At 47.7% G+C, this 20,494-nt stretch carries 27 protein-coding genes; 15 read left to right on the plus strand and 12 right to left on the minus strand.

All coding sequences use genetic code 11. From position 1 onward, the window contains the following. Positions 1 to 148: 148 nt before the first annotated feature. The 7 genes from CS022_RS24930 to CS022_RS18085 all read right to left on the minus strand — a co-directional run bounded on the left by CS022_RS24930 (position 149) and on the right by CS022_RS18085 (position 4,246). The gene (locus tag CS022_RS24930; protein WP_161569669.1) at positions 149 to 313 is read right to left on the minus strand and encodes a hypothetical protein; all 165 of its coding nucleotides are present in this window, start codon (positions 311 to 313) and stop codon (positions 149 to 151) included. Positions 314 to 453: 140 nt separating this feature from the next. Next, a complete protein-coding gene (locus CS022_RS18065) occupies positions 454 to 936 on the minus strand; it encodes a lecithin retinol acyltransferase family protein (RefSeq protein WP_235869642.1) in 483 nt (160 codons plus the stop codon). 130 nt (positions 937 to 1,066) lie between these two features. Then, positions 1,067 to 1,666 carry a recombinase family protein gene (locus CS022_RS18070; protein ID WP_129123446.1) on the minus strand — a complete coding sequence of 200 codons (600 nt, stop codon included), beginning with the start codon at positions 1,664 to 1,666 and terminating at the stop codon, positions 1,067 to 1,069. A 152-nt stretch (positions 1,667 to 1,818) separates the two neighbouring features. Next, complete coding sequence (locus CS022_RS27805; protein WP_328590407.1) at positions 1,819 to 2,208, minus strand: hypothetical protein; 390 nt, start codon at positions 2,206 to 2,208, stop codon at positions 1,819 to 1,821. After that, positions 2,205 to 2,885, minus strand: coding sequence for a replication initiation protein (locus tag CS022_RS27810; protein ID WP_328590408.1), 681 nt, complete (start codon positions 2,883 to 2,885; stop codon positions 2,205 to 2,207). The genes CS022_RS27805 and CS022_RS27810 overlap by 4 nt, the downstream gene beginning before the upstream one ends. Positions 2,886 to 3,300: 415 nt before the next feature. Beyond that, a complete protein-coding gene (locus tag CS022_RS18080; RefSeq protein WP_129123447.1) occupies positions 3,301 to 3,612 on the minus strand; it encodes a hypothetical protein in 312 nt (103 codons plus the stop codon). Further along, positions 3,605 to 4,246, minus strand: a complete 642-nt coding sequence (locus tag CS022_RS18085; RefSeq protein WP_129123448.1) for an AAA family ATPase — start codon at positions 4,244 to 4,246, stop codon at positions 3,605 to 3,607. The genes CS022_RS18080 and CS022_RS18085 overlap by 8 nt, the downstream gene beginning before the upstream one ends. Positions 4,247 to 5,403: 1,157 nt before the next feature. Between CS022_RS18085 and CS022_RS18090 the strand changes: the two genes are divergently transcribed. Both CS022_RS18090 and CS022_RS24935 read left to right on the plus strand, forming a co-directional pair. After that, a complete protein-coding gene (locus tag CS022_RS18090) occupies positions 5,404 to 6,618 on the plus strand; it encodes a DUF6035 family protein (RefSeq protein WP_129123449.1) in 1,215 nt (404 codons plus the stop codon). 345 nt (positions 6,619 to 6,963) lie between these two features. Continuing rightward, positions 6,964 to 7,113 carry a hypothetical protein gene (locus tag CS022_RS24935; protein WP_161569670.1) on the plus strand — a complete coding sequence of 50 codons (150 nt, stop codon included), beginning with the start codon at positions 6,964 to 6,966 and terminating at the stop codon, positions 7,111 to 7,113. 321 nt (positions 7,114 to 7,434) lie between these two features. Here the strand turns inward: CS022_RS24935 and CS022_RS18095 are convergent, their stop codons facing one another. Next, positions 7,435 to 7,662: a helix-turn-helix domain-containing protein gene (locus CS022_RS18095; protein ID WP_129123419.1), complete on the minus strand. Its 228-nt coding sequence runs from the start codon at positions 7,660 to 7,662 to the stop codon at positions 7,435 to 7,437. 172 nt (positions 7,663 to 7,834) lie between these two features. After that, entirely contained in the window at positions 7,835 to 8,275 is a 441-nt protein-coding gene (locus CS022_RS18100) for an SF0329 family protein (protein ID WP_129123420.1), read from the minus strand. 439 nt (positions 8,276 to 8,714) lie between these two features. Between CS022_RS18100 and CS022_RS18105 the strand changes: the two genes are divergently transcribed. Together CS022_RS18105 and CS022_RS18110 are read left to right on the plus strand one after the other, a co-directional pair. Continuing rightward, a complete protein-coding gene (locus tag CS022_RS18105) occupies positions 8,715 to 8,966 on the plus strand; it encodes a type II toxin-antitoxin system HicB family antitoxin (RefSeq protein WP_129123421.1) in 252 nt (83 codons plus the stop codon). 25 nt (positions 8,967 to 8,991) lie between these two features. Continuing rightward, positions 8,992 to 9,249: a hypothetical protein gene (locus tag CS022_RS18110; RefSeq protein WP_129123422.1), complete on the plus strand. Its 258-nt coding sequence runs from the start codon at positions 8,992 to 8,994 to the stop codon at positions 9,247 to 9,249. On the opposite strand, the gene CS022_RS18115 is transcribed toward CS022_RS18110, so the two are convergent. Next, positions 9,213 to 9,470: a helix-turn-helix domain-containing protein gene (locus CS022_RS18115; protein WP_129123423.1), complete on the minus strand. Its 258-nt coding sequence runs from the start codon at positions 9,468 to 9,470 to the stop codon at positions 9,213 to 9,215. The two genes, CS022_RS18110 and CS022_RS18115, sit on opposite strands and share 37 nt — an antisense overlap. 446 nt (positions 9,471 to 9,916) lie before the next feature. On the opposite strand from CS022_RS18115, the gene CS022_RS28215 reads away from it, so the two are divergent. From CS022_RS28215 to CS022_RS18145, 6 genes are all read left to right on the plus strand, one after another. Next, positions 9,917 to 10,108 carry a response regulator transcription factor gene (locus tag CS022_RS28215; protein ID WP_129123424.1) on the plus strand — a complete coding sequence of 64 codons (192 nt, stop codon included), beginning with the start codon at positions 9,917 to 9,919 and terminating at the stop codon, positions 10,106 to 10,108. A gap of 23 nt (positions 10,109 to 10,131) precedes the next feature. After that, complete coding sequence (locus CS022_RS18125; RefSeq protein WP_129123425.1) at positions 10,132 to 11,376, plus strand: HlyD family secretion protein; 1,245 nt, start codon at positions 10,132 to 10,134, stop codon at positions 11,374 to 11,376. Further along, the gene (locus CS022_RS18130; RefSeq protein ID WP_129123426.1) at positions 11,376 to 13,502 is read left to right on the plus strand and encodes a peptidase domain-containing ABC transporter; all 2,127 of its coding nucleotides are present in this window, start codon (positions 11,376 to 11,378) and stop codon (positions 13,500 to 13,502) included. Before CS022_RS18125 ends, CS022_RS18130 begins: the two co-directional genes overlap by 1 nt. 163 nt (positions 13,503 to 13,665) lie before the next feature. Further along, on the plus strand, positions 13,666 to 13,800 hold the full coding sequence (locus CS022_RS18135; RefSeq protein WP_161569668.1) for a class IIb bacteriocin, lactobin A/cerein 7B family: 135 nt from the start codon (positions 13,666 to 13,668) through the stop codon (positions 13,798 to 13,800). 11 nt (positions 13,801 to 13,811) lie between these two features. Beyond that, positions 13,812 to 13,964, plus strand: coding sequence for a class IIb bacteriocin, lactobin A/cerein 7B family (locus CS022_RS18140; protein WP_129123428.1), 153 nt, complete (start codon positions 13,812 to 13,814; stop codon positions 13,962 to 13,964). A 1-nt stretch (position 13,965) separates the two neighbouring features. Then, positions 13,966 to 14,100: a class IIb bacteriocin, lactobin A/cerein 7B family gene (locus CS022_RS18145; protein ID WP_129123429.1), complete on the plus strand. Its 135-nt coding sequence runs from the start codon at positions 13,966 to 13,968 to the stop codon at positions 14,098 to 14,100. Between the two features lie 490 nt (positions 14,101 to 14,590). Here the strand turns inward: CS022_RS18145 and CS022_RS18150 are convergent, their stop codons facing one another. Further along, positions 14,591 to 14,920, minus strand: coding sequence for a hypothetical protein (locus CS022_RS18150; RefSeq protein ID WP_129123430.1), 330 nt, complete (start codon positions 14,918 to 14,920; stop codon positions 14,591 to 14,593). Then, on the minus strand, positions 14,913 to 15,287 hold the full coding sequence (locus CS022_RS18155; protein WP_129123431.1) for a hypothetical protein: 375 nt from the start codon (positions 15,285 to 15,287) through the stop codon (positions 14,913 to 14,915). Before CS022_RS18155 ends, CS022_RS18150 begins: the two co-directional genes overlap by 8 nt. A gap of 527 nt (positions 15,288 to 15,814) precedes the next feature. Here CS022_RS18155 and CS022_RS18160 point away from each other — a divergent pair. From CS022_RS18160 to CS022_RS18180, 5 genes are all read left to right on the plus strand, one after another. After that, on the plus strand, positions 15,815 to 16,036 hold the full coding sequence (locus tag CS022_RS18160) for a hypothetical protein (RefSeq protein ID WP_129123432.1): 222 nt from the start codon (positions 15,815 to 15,817) through the stop codon (positions 16,034 to 16,036). Next, a complete protein-coding gene (locus CS022_RS18165; protein WP_129123433.1) occupies positions 16,033 to 17,400 on the plus strand; it encodes an MvaI/BcnI family restriction endonuclease in 1,368 nt (455 codons plus the stop codon). The genes CS022_RS18160 and CS022_RS18165 overlap by 4 nt, the downstream gene beginning before the upstream one ends. Before the next feature lie 20 nt (positions 17,401 to 17,420). Beyond that, entirely contained in the window at positions 17,421 to 17,933 is a 513-nt protein-coding gene (locus CS022_RS18170) for a very short patch repair endonuclease (protein WP_268967909.1), read from the plus strand. Positions 17,934 to 18,006: 73 nt separating this feature from the next. Then, the gene (dcm, locus tag CS022_RS18175; protein ID WP_129123435.1) at positions 18,007 to 19,737 is read left to right on the plus strand and encodes a DNA (cytosine-5-)-methyltransferase; all 1,731 of its coding nucleotides are present in this window, start codon (positions 18,007 to 18,009) and stop codon (positions 19,735 to 19,737) included. Positions 19,738 to 19,817: 80 nt separating this feature from the next. Then, positions 19,818 to 20,494 (plus strand): hypothetical protein (locus CS022_RS18180; protein ID WP_145964525.1); only part of this gene is annotated, 677 nt, incomplete at its 3' end.

The raw sequence follows: 20,494 nt of genomic DNA on the forward strand, positions 1-20,494 counted from the left end.
GCATATGTCTAGAATTTAAAGCTCGATTCTACCAATAGTCTTATTTTTTTCGAGATTATTTGACCTGCTCAGAGTGTGTTCGCTCGTAAAGTAATCAATAACTTATTTAAGTATTTGATTTGATCTGAGGGTAAGTTGTCAAAGGATATTAACTAAAACCTACTTCATCACCCTCCCCTGCCGCACGGCCTTTGTGTATTTTCAAAGGCGGTGCGTCGCCTTGTAGCGTTGCGAAGCATCGCGCCCCGGGACCGGGGAAGGGGCGATAAGAAAAGCGCAGAAAAGTGTGCATGAACCACCCGTTTCCGGCCATGACGGCACCCCGCAGGGTGCGCAACGCGTACCGTTTCTTCGGGGTGTTTGCCGTGATGGCCATGGGTGGTGAGGGAATGCTTTTCAGCAGCATTATTTACAGGACGGGAAAACACAATAAACTTAATTAAGTTACGTAAGTTATTCTTTTTTCTCTGTCGCTTTTGTTGCAAGAACGGCGATACCTGCAACAGCCAACGCGCCAGCCAGATACTTTATTGCAGTCGGTTTCTCGGCGAGCAACCCAACCAATGACGCGCCTGCAACAGCTCCGCCGACAGCCGACGTTACCTGACGGGATGTCACCTCAAGCCCGGTACAGAATCTGACGAAGTGTTCGCAGTTATTGCTGGTCACCGAGTATACCCACTCCCCTATCTGTGTGCGTGCAAGAGCCAGTGTTTCCTCCGGGCTTTTTACCGGTGTGAAGTCCGCGACGTAAGTCGGCTTTCCCTTTACCACCTCATCCCATGTTTCTTCCCGGACAGTACCGTTTCTCTCTGTCGCTGAGATAAGCATAGGCTTACCCTTGCTGCAGACTCTGTCCGTGACCAGTGAGTAATGTTGATAAAACCCGAAGTCGGATACAACAATGTTACCCGGCTGTACAATCAGTTCTTTCAAAGGTTTCTCCTCAAATGTTGTCGCACATTACTGTGGGTAACGTTATGTATTTTCAATCTAAAGTATTGAATAATTTATATTTAAATAAGTTAAATAACTTACTACAAAGCATAACTTACGTAACTTAATCTCACCTTAATCCCTTCCTCTTTACATAGTCACCGAGGGTACTGGGCGCCGCTCCGACCAGACGGGCGGTCTCGCGGATACTGAGGCCAAGGCGGATATATTTTTCTATCTGATCGTATTTGGGGTCAAGTTTGTGATGGCTGGCCGGGCCTTTGGGGCGGCCGAGGGACAGCCCTTTTCTCCGCCGCGCATCGAGCGCCTCGCGGGTGCGGATCCGGATAAATTCGCGCTCCACCTCACCGGCAAGCCCGAGCACGGTGGCGAGAATTTTTGACTGCAGGGAGCCGTCGAGCTGCATGTTCTGTTTGGCAATATGTACCTGAAGCCCTTTTTCCATACACAGCTCCAGGATCTCGAGTACCTGAAGTGTCGAGCGGGCCATGCGGGTCACTTCGGCAAAGACAATGGTGTCCCCCTCCCCCATGCCGTCGAGTAACGGACCGAGCCGTCGCTGATGCCATTTCTTGCTGCCGCTGACACTGTCTTCGACAAAGGAGAGATTACTGATCCCCTGTGCGTTGGCATATTCCAGAATACCGTGTTTCTGACTGGCAACGTCCTGACTGTCGGTGGATACCCTGAGGTAGGCATAGCTGGCCATGGTGCTCTCCCTGCCGGAAAAATCTCATCATGGCGCAGAGGAAAAATGACAGCAATACCATATATCACAATATGTTATGAAAAGGCATAAGCCACGTAAGTTATGAAAAGTAGTAAGTTACGTAACTTATTTATTTGCGTAACTTACATCCGTTAATCACGCTCCGCGGCATCGGTCATCTGTGTCAGGCGATACCTGAAATTGTCGTCGACCGGCATGTCTTCAGGCATGGTAATGATCCCAAGCTCCACCGACTGCAGTGCCAGCCGGTGACGGGCGTCAAGTTCGCCGCGGTGCGGGTAACTCATCACGATATTCCATGCCTCACGGGCAAGAACCAGCATCGGGTTGTCAGGCTCCGCCTCCGTGGCCAGTTTGTCGCGCTCGAGCCTTGCGGCCTTCTCCACCGCCGAGCGCCATTCATACAGAAACTCCACCGCCACCATTTTGCGGCCGCGCATGATCGGCGCGAAACCGAGGTTGCCGGATTTCTCATCGACAAGGAACGACAGCTCCGCCATCACGTCCGGGCTGTTGCTCATTTCCTCAATCGGTTTGCGGATACAGCGTTCAACAAACACTTTGTTCTGGGCATAGCTGCCCTTGATGAGTTTCCCCTTCTCATCAAGCAGCCCGTAGAGCCCGTGGAGCTCTGTAATTGTCTGGGGATGCAGACGGGTGCCTGCGTCCTTAAAACGCGACAGAAGCGTGTACAGGCGCTTGGAATGCTCGGATTTGAGGCTGCGGAAGGCTTTGTGCTGATCTGGGCATGTCCGGCTGAGTAGTCAACGTAGGCTTTGATCAGCTCCGGGTTCGGTACGATGGAGAGCTCCCCTTTCTGGTACTGTACCCTTGCAAACAGCGGAATGAAGTCAAAGGACTCGGTATCGTCGCTGCTCAGGCCCACTTTCCGGCTCGACAGCCTGTCCGCGACCGGACGCAGGGTCGGGTAAAGTTGCTTTGATGACAGCCCGAACCAGTCTTTCAGCACATCAGAGTGAAAGGTATAACGCGGGGCATGGATATCCCGTTTTTCGATATAGTCTGTCCAGTGGTCACGGTTGAGGCGGGTCAGGAACAAAGCCATCATGTCGTGCTCACGGGCCGTCAGCCCCAGCTGACTGAAGATCAGCTCGTGGCTTTTTTTGAAGAACTGCCGGGGCAGGTCTTTCGGGGTCTCCGTGGTTACCTGAAAGCGCTTATCGCTGTTATCGGTCATTTTCACCGTGCCTATGGTCACAAATTTTTAGTGTCTTACCGGATAATACTAAAAATCTGTAACCATATCTGCCAAATTTCGCCCGGGAGACTAAAAAACAGTAACCATAGGGGACAGAAGCAGCTACAGACTAAAAAAGTGTAGCCATAACACTAAAAAAAAGATCATTTAGACTAAGTTTTTGTGACCAAAAACTAAATATTTGTTACCTGAAAGGGATAAAAGACTAAATTAATGTAACCGTTAGACTAAAAATATGTAACCTTAAATAGGTTAAGAGATTGATAGTTATGGGATTTCTCCACCCTATAGATCTTTATAGATCTCTTATAGATCTTTTATAGAGTTTTATAGAGAGTTATAGAGTCTGTGGACAGTGGATAACCTGCGGTTACCCAACAGCCCACAGCCACCATCAGTGATTTTGTTTCTGTTTTTCTTTTTCCAGGAGCCTGACGATTTTCTCATCACTCTGCGCAGCAAGCAGGGCAAGGGCAGTTTTGACCACATCAGAGCGGTTACAGCGAAACTCCCGTGGCTTGAGTGATAACTCGTCAATCAGCCTGTCATCGCTGTCAGTGAGCGACAGGGTAACGCGCTTGAACACCCGGCTTTTCGCCGGTTTTTCGGAGGCCTTCGCGGCACTGTTTTCAGGTGCGGCATCGTTAGCACCGCTGGCGAAGGCATCAATTTCATCTGTGGTCGGGCGTCGGCGTGGTTTAACCATGGAATACTTCCTCCATCAGTGCTTCGATTTCCTGTTTTGCCTTGGCATCCTTCCATTCAAATACGGTGCGCCCTTCAGAGATACAGTCGCGGAATGCTTTACGGTCATACACCATGGAGTTTGCCATGCTGAACTCAGGAAATTCATTCAGGTAGGTGCGCGCATCCTCAGCTTCTTTGATCACCGGGTTGGTCGGGCACATGTTGAGCACCAGATAGCCCTTGAGAGTAGGGTTCAGATCCTGCGCCTGAATGAAGACCTCAGCCAGATGGGGCAGGGTGTCGAGATCATACTGGGACGGTCGGGAAGGTGAGAGCAGAATGTCCGCCACCACCATGCCGGTTCGGAGCTCACGGCTGTCACGGCCTGCGGTATCGGCCAGCACGTAATCATATTTCTGGGCCAGATCGCGAAGAGTCTGGTTGATGTTGCCCGAGGCCTGAACATGGGGAATATTCGACAGCTCCGGGTTTTCCTGACGATCCTGAGCCCAGCGCTCTGAGCTGCCCTGTGGATCGGCATCAACGAGAATGACATCCTCACCGCGGCTGATAAGCCATCCGGCAACGTTCACTGCCAGTGTGGACTTGCCGCAGCCGCCTTTCTGACTGCCAAACAGTATGATTTTCCCCATTATGTGCGTCCTTATATCAATGCCGTCGGAAGTGTAACTGACATCAGTTACATCAATATCGTAAATTGCATCATTTATATCACTTACGTAAGTGTAGTAACTTGTTTCAGTGAAGTAAACAGATAAGCCACTGACTGAAAGGCGCTTTATCTTCAATGATGAACAATAAGTGTGTCTGGGCGCATTTTCGAATATTGCTCAGAACGGTGTGCTATTTTGAAATCATTTTAAAGTTATAGTGCATTATAAGTTTACGGACAGATCAGATAATAGGGTAACTGATGGATCACACAGGCCTTACAGGATCAAAAACCGATCGCGCAAACCCATTCTGGCTGTAATCGATTACAACCTTGTGCTGTTAGGGTGACGGGTTAATGACAATCACCGGGGCAGGAGCCCGGACACTCTGACACAGGTCACCGGCTGGGACCTGGTCGTTGCGGGGAGCACCACGCCAGCGACATTAAATAACTGGGAGCCGGGGACGGGCTGTACCGAAACCAACCCAGCCGGTAACTGTAAACGGCCGTCTTGACGGGGACGCTGTGCTGGCATGCGGTAAGGCAGCACAGATAAACAGGTTAAGGCTTACCGGTGACACGGTAACATTGTGATGCCGGGCTGTAAGGGCTCATACGGCAATCACTCTAAAATTTCATCAGTTATGTTATTTACGTAACTGACTTAAGTGATGCATTGATACCGCCAATCCCAGACCAGTCCAGAAACGGAAGGGAGTGACGCCCAGACCTGCAGCGGTGTGACGAGCCGCGCGGCTATGCCCAGCCCCAACTAATCTGCCGCAGAAAATCCGTACCTGATAAAGCCGTTTACAGGAAAAACAATGCCTATCATTGATGGGAAGCAGGGTTGATGTTAACGCCGTTCTCTGGCATCACCCAGCCCCCGTCATAGATACCTATTGCCTGAACAAAAATAACGCTCGTGTTTTCCGGACAGCCGGGGAGGGGATCGGGAAGTATACGGCGGGGTGTTTTGTTTACCCCTTACGCTTGCGCGTTTTTTCGCGGGCGCTGCGCGGAAATACGCGACGTTGTCCGGACGGGCGGTGCGCCGCAAAATCCAAAATTAACATTTTTATCAGAATAGGAGCTGGGTTTATTTCTGTCAGAAATCTATAAGGGGAGTAAGCAATGTCTGACCAGAAAACGCCGAGAGAGTTTATCTATGACCCGGCTAACGACCGGAAAATCTGTGTCAGAGAGCAACTTGCCCGGCTCGATGAAGAGAGACGTTTCCAGCTGAGACGGCTGATCAGGGAAGGGCACCGTAAATTTCTTTGTACGAGCTGTTTTCAAAACCTCCACCTTGCAGCAAAAAAGAACCCTCAGAAGAAAAAACTAACCTTCTACTACAAGCACTATCCAAACTCTGAGCCATGCCCACAGAAACAAGGCGTGGTGCTGAGCGATGAAGAGCAACTGGCTCTCAGATACAATGGCCTGAAAGAAGGCCAAAAGCACAAAGACAACAAAATCTTTATTGCAGATACCCTGAAAAACGACAAGCTAGGGCGCTTCGAGGCCGTTGAAAAAGAGCAGACCTTCAGGGAAGTTAGTCCTGTTGGTATAGCCAAACAATGGCGACGTCCGGATGTCAGTACCACCATGGTACCGGAAGGACACAGAGTTGTGTTTGAACTGCAGATGTGTACCACCTATATCGATGTCATCATCGCGCGGGAAAACTTTTACCGAAACAGTGGTGCGTTCGTCGTCTGGGTATTGCTGGATTTTAATCTTGCGCGCTGCAGTAATCTGGATATTGCTTACGGCAACATGGCCAATCTGTTCCTGCTGACTGACGAGGCCAAGGCAAAGTCCAAGGAAACGGGCGAGCTTTGGTTCCACTGTTACTACAACCTGCCGGACATTAATACCACAACACTCGAGCTCAACACCGAATGGCATAATGAACTGGTACCGTTCAGCGCACTGACGTTCGACAGCTATTTTGGCAAAGTGTTTTACAAAGATATCCCGACAATAAAAGCACAGAAGCTGGAAGAAATCGCCCTGCTCAAAAAACTGAGGGAAGAAACAAGGCTAAGGGAAGAAAAAGAAAAACTCGAACAGCAAGCCAGAGAAGAAAGAGAAAGAGTTGAAAAACAGGCGCGTGAGGAAAAAGAAGCCCGTCGCCGCGATGCGCAGACAAAAGCAAGTCTCAGGGTAATTGACAATGAGTTTAAGAGCGCAAGAAAAAGTAAGAAAAAACAGGTGAAAAACATCGCGGGGGCACTGAAATTGCGCAACAAAAATGAAGAATTTTGCAAGAGATGCAACAGCATAAACAAAATCAGAAAAATGGGCCGCTTCACTATCTGTACGAAATGTGCCCAGCTACTGTGACTCACTTTCACGTGACCGGCAGGATAAGAGCATAAAAACAGATCTGATAGACACGCCCTATGTGGTCTTCAACCTTCAGCGTTTCAGGGTTGGCTATTAAAGGGAAGCCTTTGAGAGCATCGATTCGTTTGGTGCATTGAAATTATCCTCCCCGATTAACCCGTGTTAGAAGAAGCCGAATTTTACGACCAATCTCTTGAAGCCAGTCGGTTACTCGTTCACTAATCTACCGTCAGGGAGGCAGGGGTATCCGCGGACATCATTACCTTCACAGAGAACGGCAACCGGATCCGGTCAGGGAACAAATCACTGACAGTCACCAGGCTCAAGCAGCAGACGCAAGAAATGACTCCGGACGAAGTCGTCAGGGCACTCGGCCCCATTTACGACGAGCAGGAAAAAGACAGAACCCGTGTAACAACGTTCAAAGAGAAATACATACAACAGGACCGCCGGATAAAGACCATTTTTCAGCAAAATGGGAAGCGGAAGTGACTGGGGTTTCAAAGGGGTCTCCCCTTTGGCTCGCGGGATAGATGACAGCGAACGCAGTCGCGTTTGTCATACGTCCCCATCGTGCCTGTGTCTCTCAAAATAAAGCTGGCATAAAGCATTCATCAACCATGCCTAAAGCAAGATAAAGCATACCTAAAGCACATTTAAAGCAAGGTAATGCACAAATGATGCATTAAAACAGCACAAATGTAGCCGAAATAAAGCATTTATGAGGCATCTCATGAAAAGTAGCCAGAAAGTCCACTCGTTTCCCCCCGTCCTTACCAACAACGGCGGACTGGATGTCTGGAGGGGACAAAGCTACGCCGCCCGCTCGTCACCCTGCTTGCTAACTGCATTATGTAGCGCATAAGCAACCAGATAAAACATAGAGGGCTTACCTTCGCCCCTTACCAGCTTGCTTAGGGTGCTTTGTTGGAATGAATAGCCAACTTCGGCAGAAATAAGCTGCGCGGCTTTGTTCTGTGAGCCGGCTTGAGCAACAAGTTCGGCTATCCGTTGTTGAGGTGCTTTAGTACATATGGTCATAGTTTATGCTCCTGCGAAGAACTCAAAATAGATGACCAGCGCAGCGCCAGCAAAACTCGCAAAGACAGTGCCACCGACAATAAAAAAGTCCCGATGCTTTTTTATGAACTCAATTATTTTCATGTGTTGTTCTCCTTGATATGACACATTTAAATTTTTGTAGTGAGCCCGGTTATGTCAGCCGGGCTTCAATCACACGTATCGCCGCAGGGTTCGACAGCTTCTCTTTCAGGAGCGGTAAACGCCGCCTGCCAATTCTTTTATCCGACGCTTTGAGGATATCCGTCAGCCCCCAGTGATCATGTTCGAATACACGGTTAAACACCGCGTCTTTGGGGGTATCGATATACTCCCTGAGCAGGCTGGAGATATCTGAAACATCCATGATGTACGGAAAAGCGCCTGTCGGGGCTCTTTCCGGATTCTCCCTGCCCATAAAATCGCCGGGGTAGTCCCACAACACCTCTTTACCCAGCGTGAGCCAGTATCTCGGAATGTTGGTATCACCGTAATTTGATGCCATCCGGTAAGCCCTGCATTGCAGCTGGATCTTAAGCCCGTCAGCGACAAGCAGATAATACTCTTTCTGAAGTTTGCTCCAGGGCTTACTCATGTTTATAAAATCCTGACTGTAGCGGCCGGGTGAGGCGTATTGAGGGGGAACCGGTCAGGGAAAATAAAGGTAAGGTCGGCCAACGAGACTCTTCGAACGCTCCGGGAAGCGGGTCGGCAACAACCCCCCAGGCCCCAGTTTCGGACGCCCTAGGAGCCCCGTTGACACAACGAACATCTGAACGTTCCGGGGAGAAAGGCCAGTTGCCAACCTCAAACCCCTTAAGGAAGCTGTCCAAACTTCGTCAGTGATATAAAAGTAACGGCCTGCAGACAGGCTGTCAACGGTAGTTAAATCAATGGGATGCTGACCGGTTGGTTTGTCGTTAGGACGGGTGAAATACAGGCAGTGATCAGCAGATATCTGTCATGCTCTTTCTGGGTTTACGGTATGATTCGCAGGACACAGCATGTGATCAGAAGAACAGTGAGGAGTAAAAATGTTATATCCGGTAGCCGTTGAAGAGGGTAACGATGATCATGCCTTTGGTGTTGTTGTACCCGATATGCCGGGCTGTTTTTCAGCAGGAGACACACTTGATGAGGCGTTACAGAATGTGACTGAAGCCATTGTCCTGTTTCTGGAGGATTATTCAGAACTCCCCGCCGCTACGGAGCGCTCCACTCTGAAATCCGCCCCTGAATTTGAGGGCTGGACGTGGCATATGATTGAGGTGGAAGTGGATGTTTAATGACACCTGATGTGACTCATAGTCCGTGGCCTTTCAGGCAACAAAACCGGATAATAACAAGAAACACAGGGGAGCAGACATGACGCAGGATACCGACCCCGGGGTCAGCCTCGAGGAGCACTACAAAGGGTACGTGATTTACTTAGAAAACAACGCCGATCAGCATACCGGCGGCTACGAATACAGTGTGTCTGACGGAGACAATATTCTGACTGAAGGTCTGGAGTTTGACAGCGAGCAGGCGCTTCAGCAGGCCCGCGACTTTGTCGACGCGCTGGACTGAGTTTCCATTTCTGACAGGCGGGAGAGAAACCCGCCGGTTTCCGCCCCGAGCGCTGTCAGCAGTTTCTCGAGTGTATCAAGGGTGATGTTGCGGCGGTTGCGCTCGACCCCTGAAATAAAGGTTCTGTCGACACCGGACAGTTTCGCCAGTTTTTCCTGACTGAGCCCGGTCTCAAGCCGGACAACCCGCAGCAGTTGTGCGGTATTTTCCCGAACAGGCATATACGCCTCCTTCAATGATCACGCCGGCACAGTATCAGGGCATCAGTCACCTGACCACGGACTATGAATCACATTTTTTATTTAATACCGACGCCAAACCACTATAAGCACATTCCCAGAAGCATTCCTTAGTTTTATTACACGCTAGAGTGGAAAAATTAAAGTACTCATTCAAAAACACTGAAAGCTACCCTAATGTGTAGTTTTAAATTAATAAGTTTATAAAAAACAAAAAAAATAATATAAACCGAAGAATAAAAATCGAAAAATACTTACAAAAACATCTTCTCAACGATGAAATCAAAGCTAAGTCAATAAATAAAACGCCTTTATTTTAAGAATTGGCCTCAATTATTGATCCTGAGCCATACATTGAAATCTAGACATTTCCATTTGAGAAAATAGAAATACCATATGCAATATTGAAACAATAAAGGTATGAAAGTATGGAGTTCACACCGCGTCAATGCCAGATCATCAACCTAGTGGTTCAAGGCTACTCAAACAAGGAAATAGCTAAGAAACTGTTCATAACAGAAAACACTGTAAAATATCACTGCAAAGTCCTATTCGCTAAATTTGAAGTAACTAGCCGCACTCAGCTGATATTTAAATTCAGCATCAAAAAATCTGCATAATTATTAAAATCCAGGTATAAAAAATGACCCTATTCCGGCAACAAGCCGTTGATGAGCAGTATCAGCGGCTTTATGGTAGTGTAACTATCTCACCTCCTATATCTCTTCATATATTATCAGCAGTAATATTATCTGTTGTAAGTGTAATATTTATTTATATCTCTCTTGCAGACTATTCACGTAAAGAAAAAGTCAGAGGGTACCTGTTACCAGAGTCTGGAGTCCTGAAGGTTTATGCAAATCAATTGGGTACAGTTGACCAAATATTAGTAAATGAGGGAGACCACGTAGAACAAGGGCAAATATTAGCCAGAGTAACGTTAGCCCGAACAACTGTTACTGGTAGCGAACTGAATGAAAGCCTACTGGCAGAACTAGAGCAACAGCTTCTGCTTTTAAACACTGACAAAAGTCGTTATCAGAAATTAGCAAACATCAACCAGCAAAAGTTAAAACTAAAGCTCAGTGGGCTCACAGAAAGCTTGCTACTTATCAAACGCCAAAAAGATTTACTGGATAAGACTGTTGCTACACGTGAGGCGCAATATCGAAAACTTAAAGTGCTGGTCGATAATGGGCATGCAACAGAAACACAGCTTCAAGACCGCTACCAAGCGCTTCTGTCAGCTCGCCGTGACATGGAGGCAAATGCATCAAACAGGGTTACTGTTGAAATCCAATTCAATGATCTGAAAAGTGAGCTGGAAATGATACCACATCAACTCGGAATGGAGTTGACTGAAAATGCCAGGAGAAGGTCATTATTGACACAGCAAATAGAAGAAACACGGAACAACCATAAGTTTGCAGTAGTAGCGGTGGAGTCGGGAGTTGTTACATCTATCTCTGTTAAAGAGGGTGAGTTTCTTTCAAATAATCGCTCACTGATGAGCATATTACCTTCGGGCTCTGAACTCATTGCTGAGTTGCTTATCCCAACAAGATCTGCAGGTTTCATAAAGAGAGGAAGTGCTACCCGCCTTCGTTTTGATGCTTTTCCGTATCAGCGTTTTGGGTTGATGGAAAGTGAAATCTTTCAGGTTGATAAGGCTTTGACTCTGTCTAACAGTCACAATATCCCCTTATCCCTTAACGAGCCCGTGTACAGGGTAAGAACACGCCTGCCCTATCAGGCAATAACAGCTTACAACCAGAGTTTTCCGCTAAAGAGCGGCATGCTGCTCGAAGCAGATATTGTCATAGATCAACGCTCACTACTCGAATGGCTACTGGACCCTATCTTTAGTCTAAAAGGGAGAATAGGTTAATGAGTATTTCACATGTACAACAGGATGAGCCTATTAACCCAGTTACATTATTGGAGTATTCCGGACAACGACGCGTACCGCTTATCCTCCAAACAGAAATTGCCGAATGTGGGCTGGCATCGCTGGCTATGGTCGCATCCTACCATGGTCACAAAATTGATATGGCTGGGATCAGACGGCTTTTTACTGCAAATCATAGCGGTATGAACCTTCAGCAAATAATCGAGGTAGCCGATAAATTAAACATGGCAAGCCGCGCTCTTCAATGCCCTTTGGAAGAAATAGGAAACTTGGCTCTTCCATGTATATTGCACTGGGATATGAATCATTTTGTCGTTTTGACAGGGGTAAGCAAAAATAAAATTACGGTAAATGATCCAGGCATGGGAAAAGTAACTTTTACCACTGAAGAGTTCTCCAAACACTTCACCGGAATCGCCTTGGAGCTGACACCAACCAGTGCCTTTAAAAAAAGTGACAATCGCAAGCAAATGCGAATAACCCAGCTTTGGAGCAAAATAAGCGGGTTTAAACGAACATTATCAAGCCTCCTCGCGCTGTCTATGCTATTGCAAGTATTCGCGTTGACAACACCTTACTACATGCAATTGGTCATCGATGAAGTTCTCGTTAGCTATGATGAATCTTTGCTCGTAGTACTCGCAGCAGGATTTGGGCTTCTTTGTCTTATTTCGGTCATAACAAGCATACTCAGAAGTTACCTAATACTCAGAGTTTCAAGCATGATGAATATGCAAATGGGAGTAAATCTATTACGACACTTAATGCGACTGCCAATGACATACTTTGAAACTCGTCATGTGGGAGACATAGTTTCCCGTTTCGGTTCACTTGCAGCCGTTAGAGAGCGCATAACAACCGGGCTTGTAGAGACATTTGTTGACGGAATTATGGCTATTGCCGTTCTGGTAATGATGCTCCTTTACTCAGCAAAATTGACACTAGTTGTGGTCGCAGCCGTCGCTCTCTATGCATTATTACGCATTACACTCTACTACCCGTTCCATCGTGCAACTGAGGAATCAATTCAGGCAAGCGCAAAAGAACAGTCAAACTTTCTCGAGAATATCAGAGGTATTCAAACCATTAAGTTATTCGCCTGTGAACCTATGAGACAGGGAATATGGCAAAACCGTTTCGCTGAAGTTATCAACGCTGATATCAGGCTAGGTAAACTCAGGATCAGCTTTGATGCTATCAACACATTGCTATTTGGTATAGAAAATGTGCTAGTGATCTATTTTGCAGCAATGTTTGTCATGGATGGAGAACTAACAGTAGGAATGATCTTAGCGTTTGTTGCTTACAAGCGGCAACTCACTGAGCGCGCATCAAACTTCATTGAGCAGCTCATAGAGTTCCGTATGTTACGGTTACATATGGATAGAATTTCTGACATAGCCATGTCTGAGCAAGAGAGTGACAGAGATGGGGTTGGTATATCGGATAAAATTAAGGGGCGTATTGAACTGAAAGATATTAGCTTTGCTTACAGCGACAATGACCCAGAGGTTATATCAAATCTTAGTTTAACCATCGAGCCCGGTGAATCAGTAGCAATAACAGGTAGTTCAGGCTGTGGAAAAACAACACTTGTAAAAATAATGCTGGGACTTTTAACACCAACAAAAGGTCAGGTCTTAATCGATGGAGTCGATATCCGACAGGCAGGTTTAGTACCTTATCGAAAGTGTGTTGCAGCAGTAATGCAGGATGACCACCTTTTGACAGGCTCTATTGTAGACAATATATGCTTTTTCGATTCAGAGCCGGATCTGAATTCAATTTACAAGTGCGCGAAAATCGCTTCTATTCATGAAGACATAATCAAAATGCCAATGGGTTACAACACCATGGTGGGAGATATGGGAAGTCAGTTTTCTGGGGGACAAATACAACGTTTGCTTCTAGCTCGAGCGCTTTACCAGAAACCTGATGTACTATTTATGGATGAAGCAACAAGCAGTCTTGACGTAAATAATGAAGCAGTAATAAGCCAGCAAATTAAAGAACTTGAGATAACACGAGTAATTATTGCTCACAGACCTGAAACACTAAGACATTCAGGGCGTGTCGTCTTCATGGAAAAAGGAAGTATTTCATAACAATCCATAAAACCACCCTAAATGATCATTAAACTCTCACTCAATGTATTAAGTGAGTCGCAAAAAAAAAACAAGACTACTCTTTTAAGTAGTTAAAAACAAAAAACTTAAAAATTAATATACCAATCACCAGATAATGGTAAAACAAAAAAGGATTTATATTATGAAAACACTTAACACTAAAGAAATAAGCAATGTAAATGGTGGCGTACCTCCAATGTTAGTTGTATGGGGTGTATATACTGTTCTGGCACCAGCATTTGCTTATGGTGTTGCTAAAGGTGCTTCAGGTAACTAAGGAATAATAAAATGAAAGAGCTTAATAAAAACGAAATTAAAAATGTTAATGGCGGTCTTGGCCCACTAGTAATTCCAGTAGCTAAAGCCGTTGTTAGTGTTATTGGTGGAGTGAGTGGCGCAGCTGCCCTTGGGTATGTTCTGGGTAAGAAGCTAAGGGACTAAGATGAAAGAACTTAATACAGCAGAAGTAAAAGAAGTAGCCGGTGGAGCACTTCCTGTAGCAGTAATTGCTGTCACAGAAGCTATCGCATTTGTTGGCGGTGTGGCTGGTATTGCTGCTTGGTTACTTGACGATTAAGTAACTTATTGATGGAGCATGTGATTATAGATAGTTGCTTGCTCCATTTTAGATAAAGATCTAAAAAAAAATTAAAAAAATTCATAAAAAAACTTTTTTTATTATAATGATTTTTTTATGAGGTAAAAAAATGTTTGTTGAATATAAGCTGAATTTTTTCTTTCTATCTATAACTATAATACCATTTATTATAAGCTATATCCCTTCTATAAGAAGGTACCTTATCAGAGTGTCTTCAGGGGAAAGAAACCTTATCATCCCAATACTACCAGCTATACCATTAGCATTTCTTATGGGTATTGATAATACATTTTTTGGTAAATTCATCACTATTATATTTATGCTTTATTTTCTTTTTGTATATTCAATCGCTTTTTCTAATTACTTAGAAAAAGATAATAACTAACCAAACATATTAATTATTATCTTTAAAATAAAGACTTCGTGCCCTAAAAGGCATAACTTACGTAAGTTATGCCTTTTTCGTAATTTATTTAATTCTTGTACTGAGCCCGGTGAACTCACTGAATACCGACTCAAGCATGTCGCAGTAAACCCCTGACTGGCTGCTTATTTCCGGACACTCAAATGAGCGGCGGCAAAGCGTAAATGCTGAGACCGTATATGTATCTGACGGGTCAAGCACTATCCGGATTCGGTTAATACCACTTTTCGCAAACCGGGCAGGAAGATCAAACTGCAACCCCGGCGCCTCGAGAGCGACGAACTGCCGCGCCCCTGTCATGGCCACAAACCGGTTACCGCCCAGCTGGCTGAGAATGGTTCTGGCAACGGTGCGGTTATAGTCTGAATTATTCATTTTCAGCCTCCCACTCATCAGCAGCATCAATAAAGCACTCGAGAGCCTCAACCGTGTGTATCAGCCAGCCGTAAGGTCTCAGTGCCACATTCAGCGCCGTAACCATTTCATACACACTGGGGTTTAACGCCCGTAACTTGCAGTAAAGATCAAACAGCCGCTTATCCATCACTTCAGCCCGGAACGGGCGCAGGGAGCTCATTGCTGTGGAGCCTGAGTGATGCAACGGTGATACGTTGCCCGCCTGACGGGCATTTGTGGAGCAGGGTGCTGAAGGGACTGAACGTGACATGGCTTTTCTCCTCTGGGTTAGTGTCTCATCGCCGTTTTCGCCTGCCTGCCCGAACGCCTGCCGGGTTCTGGCCATCAGGGGCGCGCTGTCTGCGTTTATTTACCCTTGAGGGACAGGTTCAGGCATGCGAAGGGACTGCAAGGCAGCGGAAAAAGGTGAAGAGATACGGCAGGGGCTGAAGCAGTCGGGAAGAGCCGTGCACCCGTTGCGACACTTTGCCCGTCAGGCGGAAGGCTTTGGATCTTTAAGCTCTGGTTGTTGTTCCGGGAAAGCATCGAAAGAACAGTTTCGTAAAACAAGAAATGACCCGTCTTGGCGGCTACATTCCCGGTGTGGAAGTACTCTGTCGAACATCGACAGACATTTGTTCAAAGGGGTGTCCGATTGGACACCACAACCAAAAAAAATAATAAACAAAAACATATTAATTCACACTAAACACATGTAAAAGTATTATAAATCAATTATTTACTTAATTTATCGTGGTTTAACATTACCCATTTTATGTTTTTATGTAATTGATCTGTTGATCATTAGTGGATATAGTCTCCCCCGAAATCTCATATATGACACTTAATCTCATAAATGAATCGGGAGACACAGTGATGTGGAAAACCAGCAAAACGGAACATCGTGCAGTTCATACCTCAGAATTTGATGAATGGGGGAACTGCCCTCAGTGTGGCCAACACGAGGCAGACTGCGAGTGTCCCGGACCTGCGGATCTTTTCATGAACGGTGAGGAGGACAACACAGACAGCCCTGCCCAGAATACACTCCCGGAAAGACCTGCCCCACAAAAGCCGGAAACAGAAACGCTATGACGAATACTTTCGAACATCACTACAGTGATATCAGACAAATCCTTGCCAGTTTCCCTGAAGATACTTTCACCCATGTACTGGCCAAGGTGTTACCCAAAAACGCCAACGACAAAAACCAGATTTACTGGTCGGCAGATTTCAACATGCTCGGCTCTCTGTTCGGTTTCCGATTCGGCGACCGCGGTCCCGTTACGAGCAACAAAAAGGGCGGGGCCAATAAAGGCCGGAGTATCCCGGAAGCGGTCTTTGAACAATTCAGCTGGATCACTGAAGACGGTCGGGCTGTACCGGCGCCAAGGGTGAAAATGCTTATCTATGCCCAGTACCCGGAGATGCGGCTCAGCGGATTCAAAACAGAAACCAACGAGATCCCCGCGTCACTCTCGGTGAGTTTTACCAAAGAAAACCCGGAGGCAAAACGCATCATGATCCTGGGCCGCACCTACACCGGCGGTGCCGCGGCAATGATAGTGATCCCGCAGGGAGATCTGGAGAAACAAATCCTCGCCACACCCGGCTTTATGGGATCACGGGTTGTCAGGCTCCTTCATGAACAGCATCGCAACATCAATGACCTCAGGGATCGGCTGAAACAGGCCGCCGGGCAGTGGATGCCGGGCGTGAGAAGGACCCGAGACGACACCACCATCCCGTTTAACGGCACCCAGGTCTGCGGTTACACCCTTGAGGACGCCCTTGAAATCATCCCCAACGCTGATAAAAACGGCGATTATATGGGGATCGAGTTAAAGGCGCACACCGCGAAGAAACTGACCCTGATGACCACAGAGCCGGATATGGGGCTTTATGCAAAAAACTTTGCTGATTTTATGACTACCTACGGCTATGAAAAGAGCGGGGCATGGCGCTGGACCGGGATCCATAAAGAAGGCATGCGCAGTGAGCGTTCAGGGCTGACACTGAGAATAATGGGTTACAACCGGAACCAGCCAATTTCCGGTCAGCTTATTGCCGGTGAGCTCTATATCGGCCTGTTTGACAGTGAGGAAAACCTGGCCGCGGGCTGGAGCATGGAGCGGATTCTGGGTGGCTGGGATGCCAAACACAATGAGACTGTGTATGTGAAAGCCACCCGGAAAAACACAGAGAACCCAGAATTGCTCAACAGCGGTCACAAATATGAGGTCCGGTTTGACAATGAGGTACTCTGGTGCCGGGGAACCAACCCGGAGCGGCTGCTCAATGCCATACTGGATCATGTCATTATTATTGACCCGGCACCGAAATATGATCCGGCCAATCCCGGAAACAACAAACGCCGTACCCAGTGGCGGGTCAATGACATTCATAAAGCCGTACCGTCACTCTATGAAAACTATGAGCATACGGATCTGTTCAGCTGACAGACAGCGTCGGAGGCAGGGTGAAATCCGAAGCAGTTACAGAAAGCCGCCGGCGCAATATGCAGGCCATCCGCGGCAGGGACACCCGTCCGGAATTACTGGTAAGAAAAGCCCTTCATGCGCGGGGCTTCCGCTACCGGATCGCACCCGCCACACTGGCGGGAAAACCGGATCTCTGGTTACCGAAATACCGCGCGGCAGTGTTTGTCAGTGGCTGCTTCTGGCATGCCCATGACTGTGACCGGTTCCGTCTTCCCGCCACCCGGCGGGACTTCTGGGCAGACAAACTCAGCAGTAACGTAAGGCGCGACAGGAAAACGCTGGCCACACTCGCAAAAGCAGGTATCCGCGTGTTGGTGATATGGGAATGTTCCCTGAAAGGGCCCGGACGCCTTCATCAGGATCTGGCCGTCAGACTGACAGAGACATGGCTCAGGAGCGGCAGCAGGTTTGCTGCAATAGACAGTGAGGGACTGTGCTGTTTTTCACAGCCGGAGTATGCCAGGATGACAGGCATCATAACCACTGTATAAAAAGCCATGAAAAACTCACAAAGGGAATATTGTGTGATAAACTTTCACACAAATAACCCAGTGAGGAAACCCCGTGCAGCACAAAGAATACATCATTGACGGAGACCGTGTCGACGAACAGCGGATACTTGAGCAGAAAAAAAAGACCAATCAGCTGCTTAAGCTCCTTGTCGAGATCTACGACCAGAAAAACCTCGCCATCCGTCTGGCTGCACCGGACATCAACCTTCCTGTCTCACGGGAAAAAATCAACCAGTGGAAAAAAGCCCCCGACAAAAGCGATATCATCTTCAGCGAACAGGCCATGGAGCACATCCGTGCTGCCCTGCTGCCGGCCAGGCCCGCCCACTGGGATAACCCTGATTTCACCTTTATTGACCTGTTTGCCGGTATAGGCGGCCTGCGCAAAGGCTTTGAGGATATCGGCGGTAAATGTGTCTTTACCAGCGAATGGGAACGTCAGGCCCGCCGGACGTATCTTGCCAACCACTTTGTTGACGAGGAAGAACTGCCTTACTTTCTTAACGAGGAAAACGACCCTCATCCTTACAGCGGGGAAAGCTGGCAGGCCAACAACAGTATGATGGACATTACCCGTGTGACCCTGAGCGGTGATCACAGGTTCAATGCCGATGAGAAACAGCGGAATATCCTGCGCCGGATCCCGGAACATGATGTGCTGCTGGCCGGATTCCCCTGCCAGCCCTTCTCCCTAGCCGGCGTCTCCAAGAAAAACTCCCTCGGCCGCTCACACGGGTTTGAGTGTGACACGCAGGGCACCCTGTTTTTTGATGTAGAGAAAATCATTGAAGCCAGACAGCCGAAGTTCTTCGTGCTGGAGAATGTCAAAAACCTCAAAAGTCATGACAAGGGCAACACCTTTGCCACCATTATCCGGGCTCTCGATGCGCAGGGTTACCACGTCCTCAACGTCACCACTGAGGGCAATGACATCGAAGAGGCCATCGGTGTGGTAAGAAAGCGGAAAAATGATCCCACAATCATTGACGGTGTGCGCTTCACACCCCAGCACCGTGAGCGGGTGGTACTTGTCGGTATCCGCCGCGACATACTGAACGCAGAGCTCGAGCAGCTGAGCCTCGGTAATATACCTGTGCCGGAGCAACGCTATACCGTGAGAGATATCCTGGTGGATCTCTCAGAGGAAGACACGGCACGTTATACCCTGACCGAGAACCTGTGGAATTACCTTTATCACTATGCACTGAAACACCAGACCAAAGGTAACGGGTTCGGGTTCGGTCTGGTTGACCCCACCGATCCCGATGCGGTTACCCGTACCCTGTCGGCCCGCTACTATAAGGACGGCTCGGAAATTCTGATTAACCAGCACGGGCTGACACCGGAATACCTTCAGAGAAACCGTGAGCACGGCATCCGTAAAAATGCCGATCGCGCTGAGGCGGCAACGGCTTTCGCTGAGGAGCAGGCCGCAGATAATCCGGCGTTTACTGACGCGGAGTACAAAGCATGGATCAAAGAAGGTGAAAAGCGGTATGACGAAGAGCATGGCCGCTATGCGCCGGAATTTGACGCTTCATGGCGTACCCCGCGCCGGCTGACACCACAGGAATGCGCCCGGCTGATGGGGTTTGAGAAGCCGGAGCATGACCGTGAGGACGCGGATACTGATTTCAGGATCGTCTGTGCCGACAATAATGCTTACAAGCAGTTCGGTAACTCCGTGGTCGTCCCGGTATTCCGTGCCGTGGCGCAACTTCTGGCGCCGCATATCAGACAGGCGGTAAACAACAACGGCCGTGAAGCCGGTGACGCGGCCTGATATCAAAAGACAGGGCTGTAACGCAGCCCTGAGTATCAGGGACTGGTAGGTTAATACATACAGAACAGGCAGGGAAGCTCATGAAGGATTGCATCGAGTATTTTTTCGAATGGGAAGGAAGCAAGCGTATTGAGTCGTTTGCAAGTGAGTATTTATTTCATACCCAAGTAAGAAAATATTATGGAAGCCACGCTTCCTTCGACTGGTTCATGGACTTCCCTGATACAAAGAATTCTCCACTATTCATTCGATTCACGGGTAAAGAGCCCGTCAGAAACCTGAATATTGCTGATCGAAAGTTCACTCATCATCTTCTGAAGCTTGGCGCCAGGGTTATTTTTGCACGCTATAACCCTGACACAGACAGCTTCGAAGCGGCGCCGGTGACAGAAAAAGTAAACGGTTTAACTACTCCACCACCAGATGATGCCGCCTTTCTTATCATGCGGGAGGCAGGAAAAACTCAGCCCGACACTCCAAAAGTTGCACGTAACAAGGACAATGCCCGGATAAAGATCAGGCAAGTCTGTGAGGCGCTGGGTACAAATATTGTAAAGCACCTTCATCTGCAACGCCGTTTCATCAACAGTGTACTGAGGCCGGCATTACATAGGCACCCCTCTGATATTGATACAGTCTGTCTCTCTGGCCAACATCTGCACATTATAGAATTTAAAAGAAAATTCCCTGCGCGCAATTACCTGACACCAATGGAAGGGGTTACAAATGAATGTATAAGACGCAGTGTACAAGAGTA

This window comes from Veronia nyctiphanis, from assembly GCF_004116385.1.
Classification (GTDB): Bacteria; Pseudomonadota; Gammaproteobacteria; order Enterobacterales; family Vibrionaceae; genus Veronia; species Veronia nyctiphanis.

Excerpts from the sequence above, each read along its gene's own strand:
- CS022_RS24930 (WP_161569669.1), bottom strand. The coding sequence starts at position 313 with ATGGCCGGAAACGGGTGGTTCATGCACACTTTTCTGCGCTTTTCTTAT.
- CS022_RS18070 (WP_129123446.1), bottom strand. The coding sequence starts at position 1,666 with ATGGCCAGCTATGCCTACCTCAGGGTATCCACCGACAGTCAGGACGTT.
- CS022_RS27805 (WP_328590407.1), bottom strand. The coding sequence starts at position 2,208 with ATGAGCAACAGCCCGGACGTGATGGCGGAGCTGTCGTTCCTTGTCGAT.
- CS022_RS27810 (WP_328590408.1), bottom strand. The coding sequence starts at position 2,885 with ATGACCGATAACAGCGATAAGCGCTTTCAGGTAACCACGGAGACCCCG.
- CS022_RS18080 (WP_129123447.1), bottom strand. The coding sequence starts at position 3,612 with ATGGTTAAACCACGCCGACGCCCGACCACAGATGAAATTGATGCCTTC.
- CS022_RS18085 (WP_129123448.1), bottom strand. The coding sequence starts at position 4,246 with ATGGGGAAAATCATACTGTTTGGCAGTCAGAAAGGCGGCTGCGGCAAG.
- CS022_RS18090 (WP_129123449.1), top strand. The coding sequence starts at position 5,404 with ATGTCTGACCAGAAAACGCCGAGAGAGTTTATCTATGACCCGGCTAAC.
- CS022_RS24935 (WP_161569670.1), top strand. The coding sequence starts at position 6,964 with ATGACTCCGGACGAAGTCGTCAGGGCACTCGGCCCCATTTACGACGAG.
- CS022_RS18095 (WP_129123419.1), bottom strand. The coding sequence starts at position 7,662 with ATGACCATATGTACTAAAGCACCTCAACAACGGATAGCCGAACTTGTT.
- CS022_RS18100 (WP_129123420.1), bottom strand. The coding sequence starts at position 8,275 with ATGAGTAAGCCCTGGAGCAAACTTCAGAAAGAGTATTATCTGCTTGTC.
- CS022_RS18105 (WP_129123421.1), top strand. The coding sequence starts at position 8,715 with ATGTTATATCCGGTAGCCGTTGAAGAGGGTAACGATGATCATGCCTTT.
- CS022_RS18115 (WP_129123423.1), bottom strand. The coding sequence starts at position 9,470 with ATGCCTGTTCGGGAAAATACCGCACAACTGCTGCGGGTTGTCCGGCTT.
- CS022_RS28215 (WP_129123424.1), top strand. The coding sequence starts at position 9,917 with ATGGAGTTCACACCGCGTCAATGCCAGATCATCAACCTAGTGGTTCAA.
- CS022_RS18125 (WP_129123425.1), top strand. The coding sequence starts at position 10,132 with ATGACCCTATTCCGGCAACAAGCCGTTGATGAGCAGTATCAGCGGCTT.
- CS022_RS18130 (WP_129123426.1), top strand. The coding sequence starts at position 11,376 with ATGAGTATTTCACATGTACAACAGGATGAGCCTATTAACCCAGTTACA.
- CS022_RS18135 (WP_161569668.1), top strand. The coding sequence starts at position 13,666 with ATGAAAACACTTAACACTAAAGAAATAAGCAATGTAAATGGTGGCGTA.
- CS022_RS18140 (WP_129123428.1), top strand. The coding sequence starts at position 13,812 with ATGAAAGAGCTTAATAAAAACGAAATTAAAAATGTTAATGGCGGTCTT.
- CS022_RS18145 (WP_129123429.1), top strand. The coding sequence starts at position 13,966 with ATGAAAGAACTTAATACAGCAGAAGTAAAAGAAGTAGCCGGTGGAGCA.
- CS022_RS18150 (WP_129123430.1), bottom strand. The coding sequence starts at position 14,920 with ATGAATAATTCAGACTATAACCGCACCGTTGCCAGAACCATTCTCAGC.
- CS022_RS18155 (WP_129123431.1), bottom strand. The coding sequence starts at position 15,287 with ATGGCCAGAACCCGGCAGGCGTTCGGGCAGGCAGGCGAAAACGGCGAT.
- CS022_RS18165 (WP_129123433.1), top strand. The coding sequence starts at position 16,033 with ATGACGAATACTTTCGAACATCACTACAGTGATATCAGACAAATCCTT.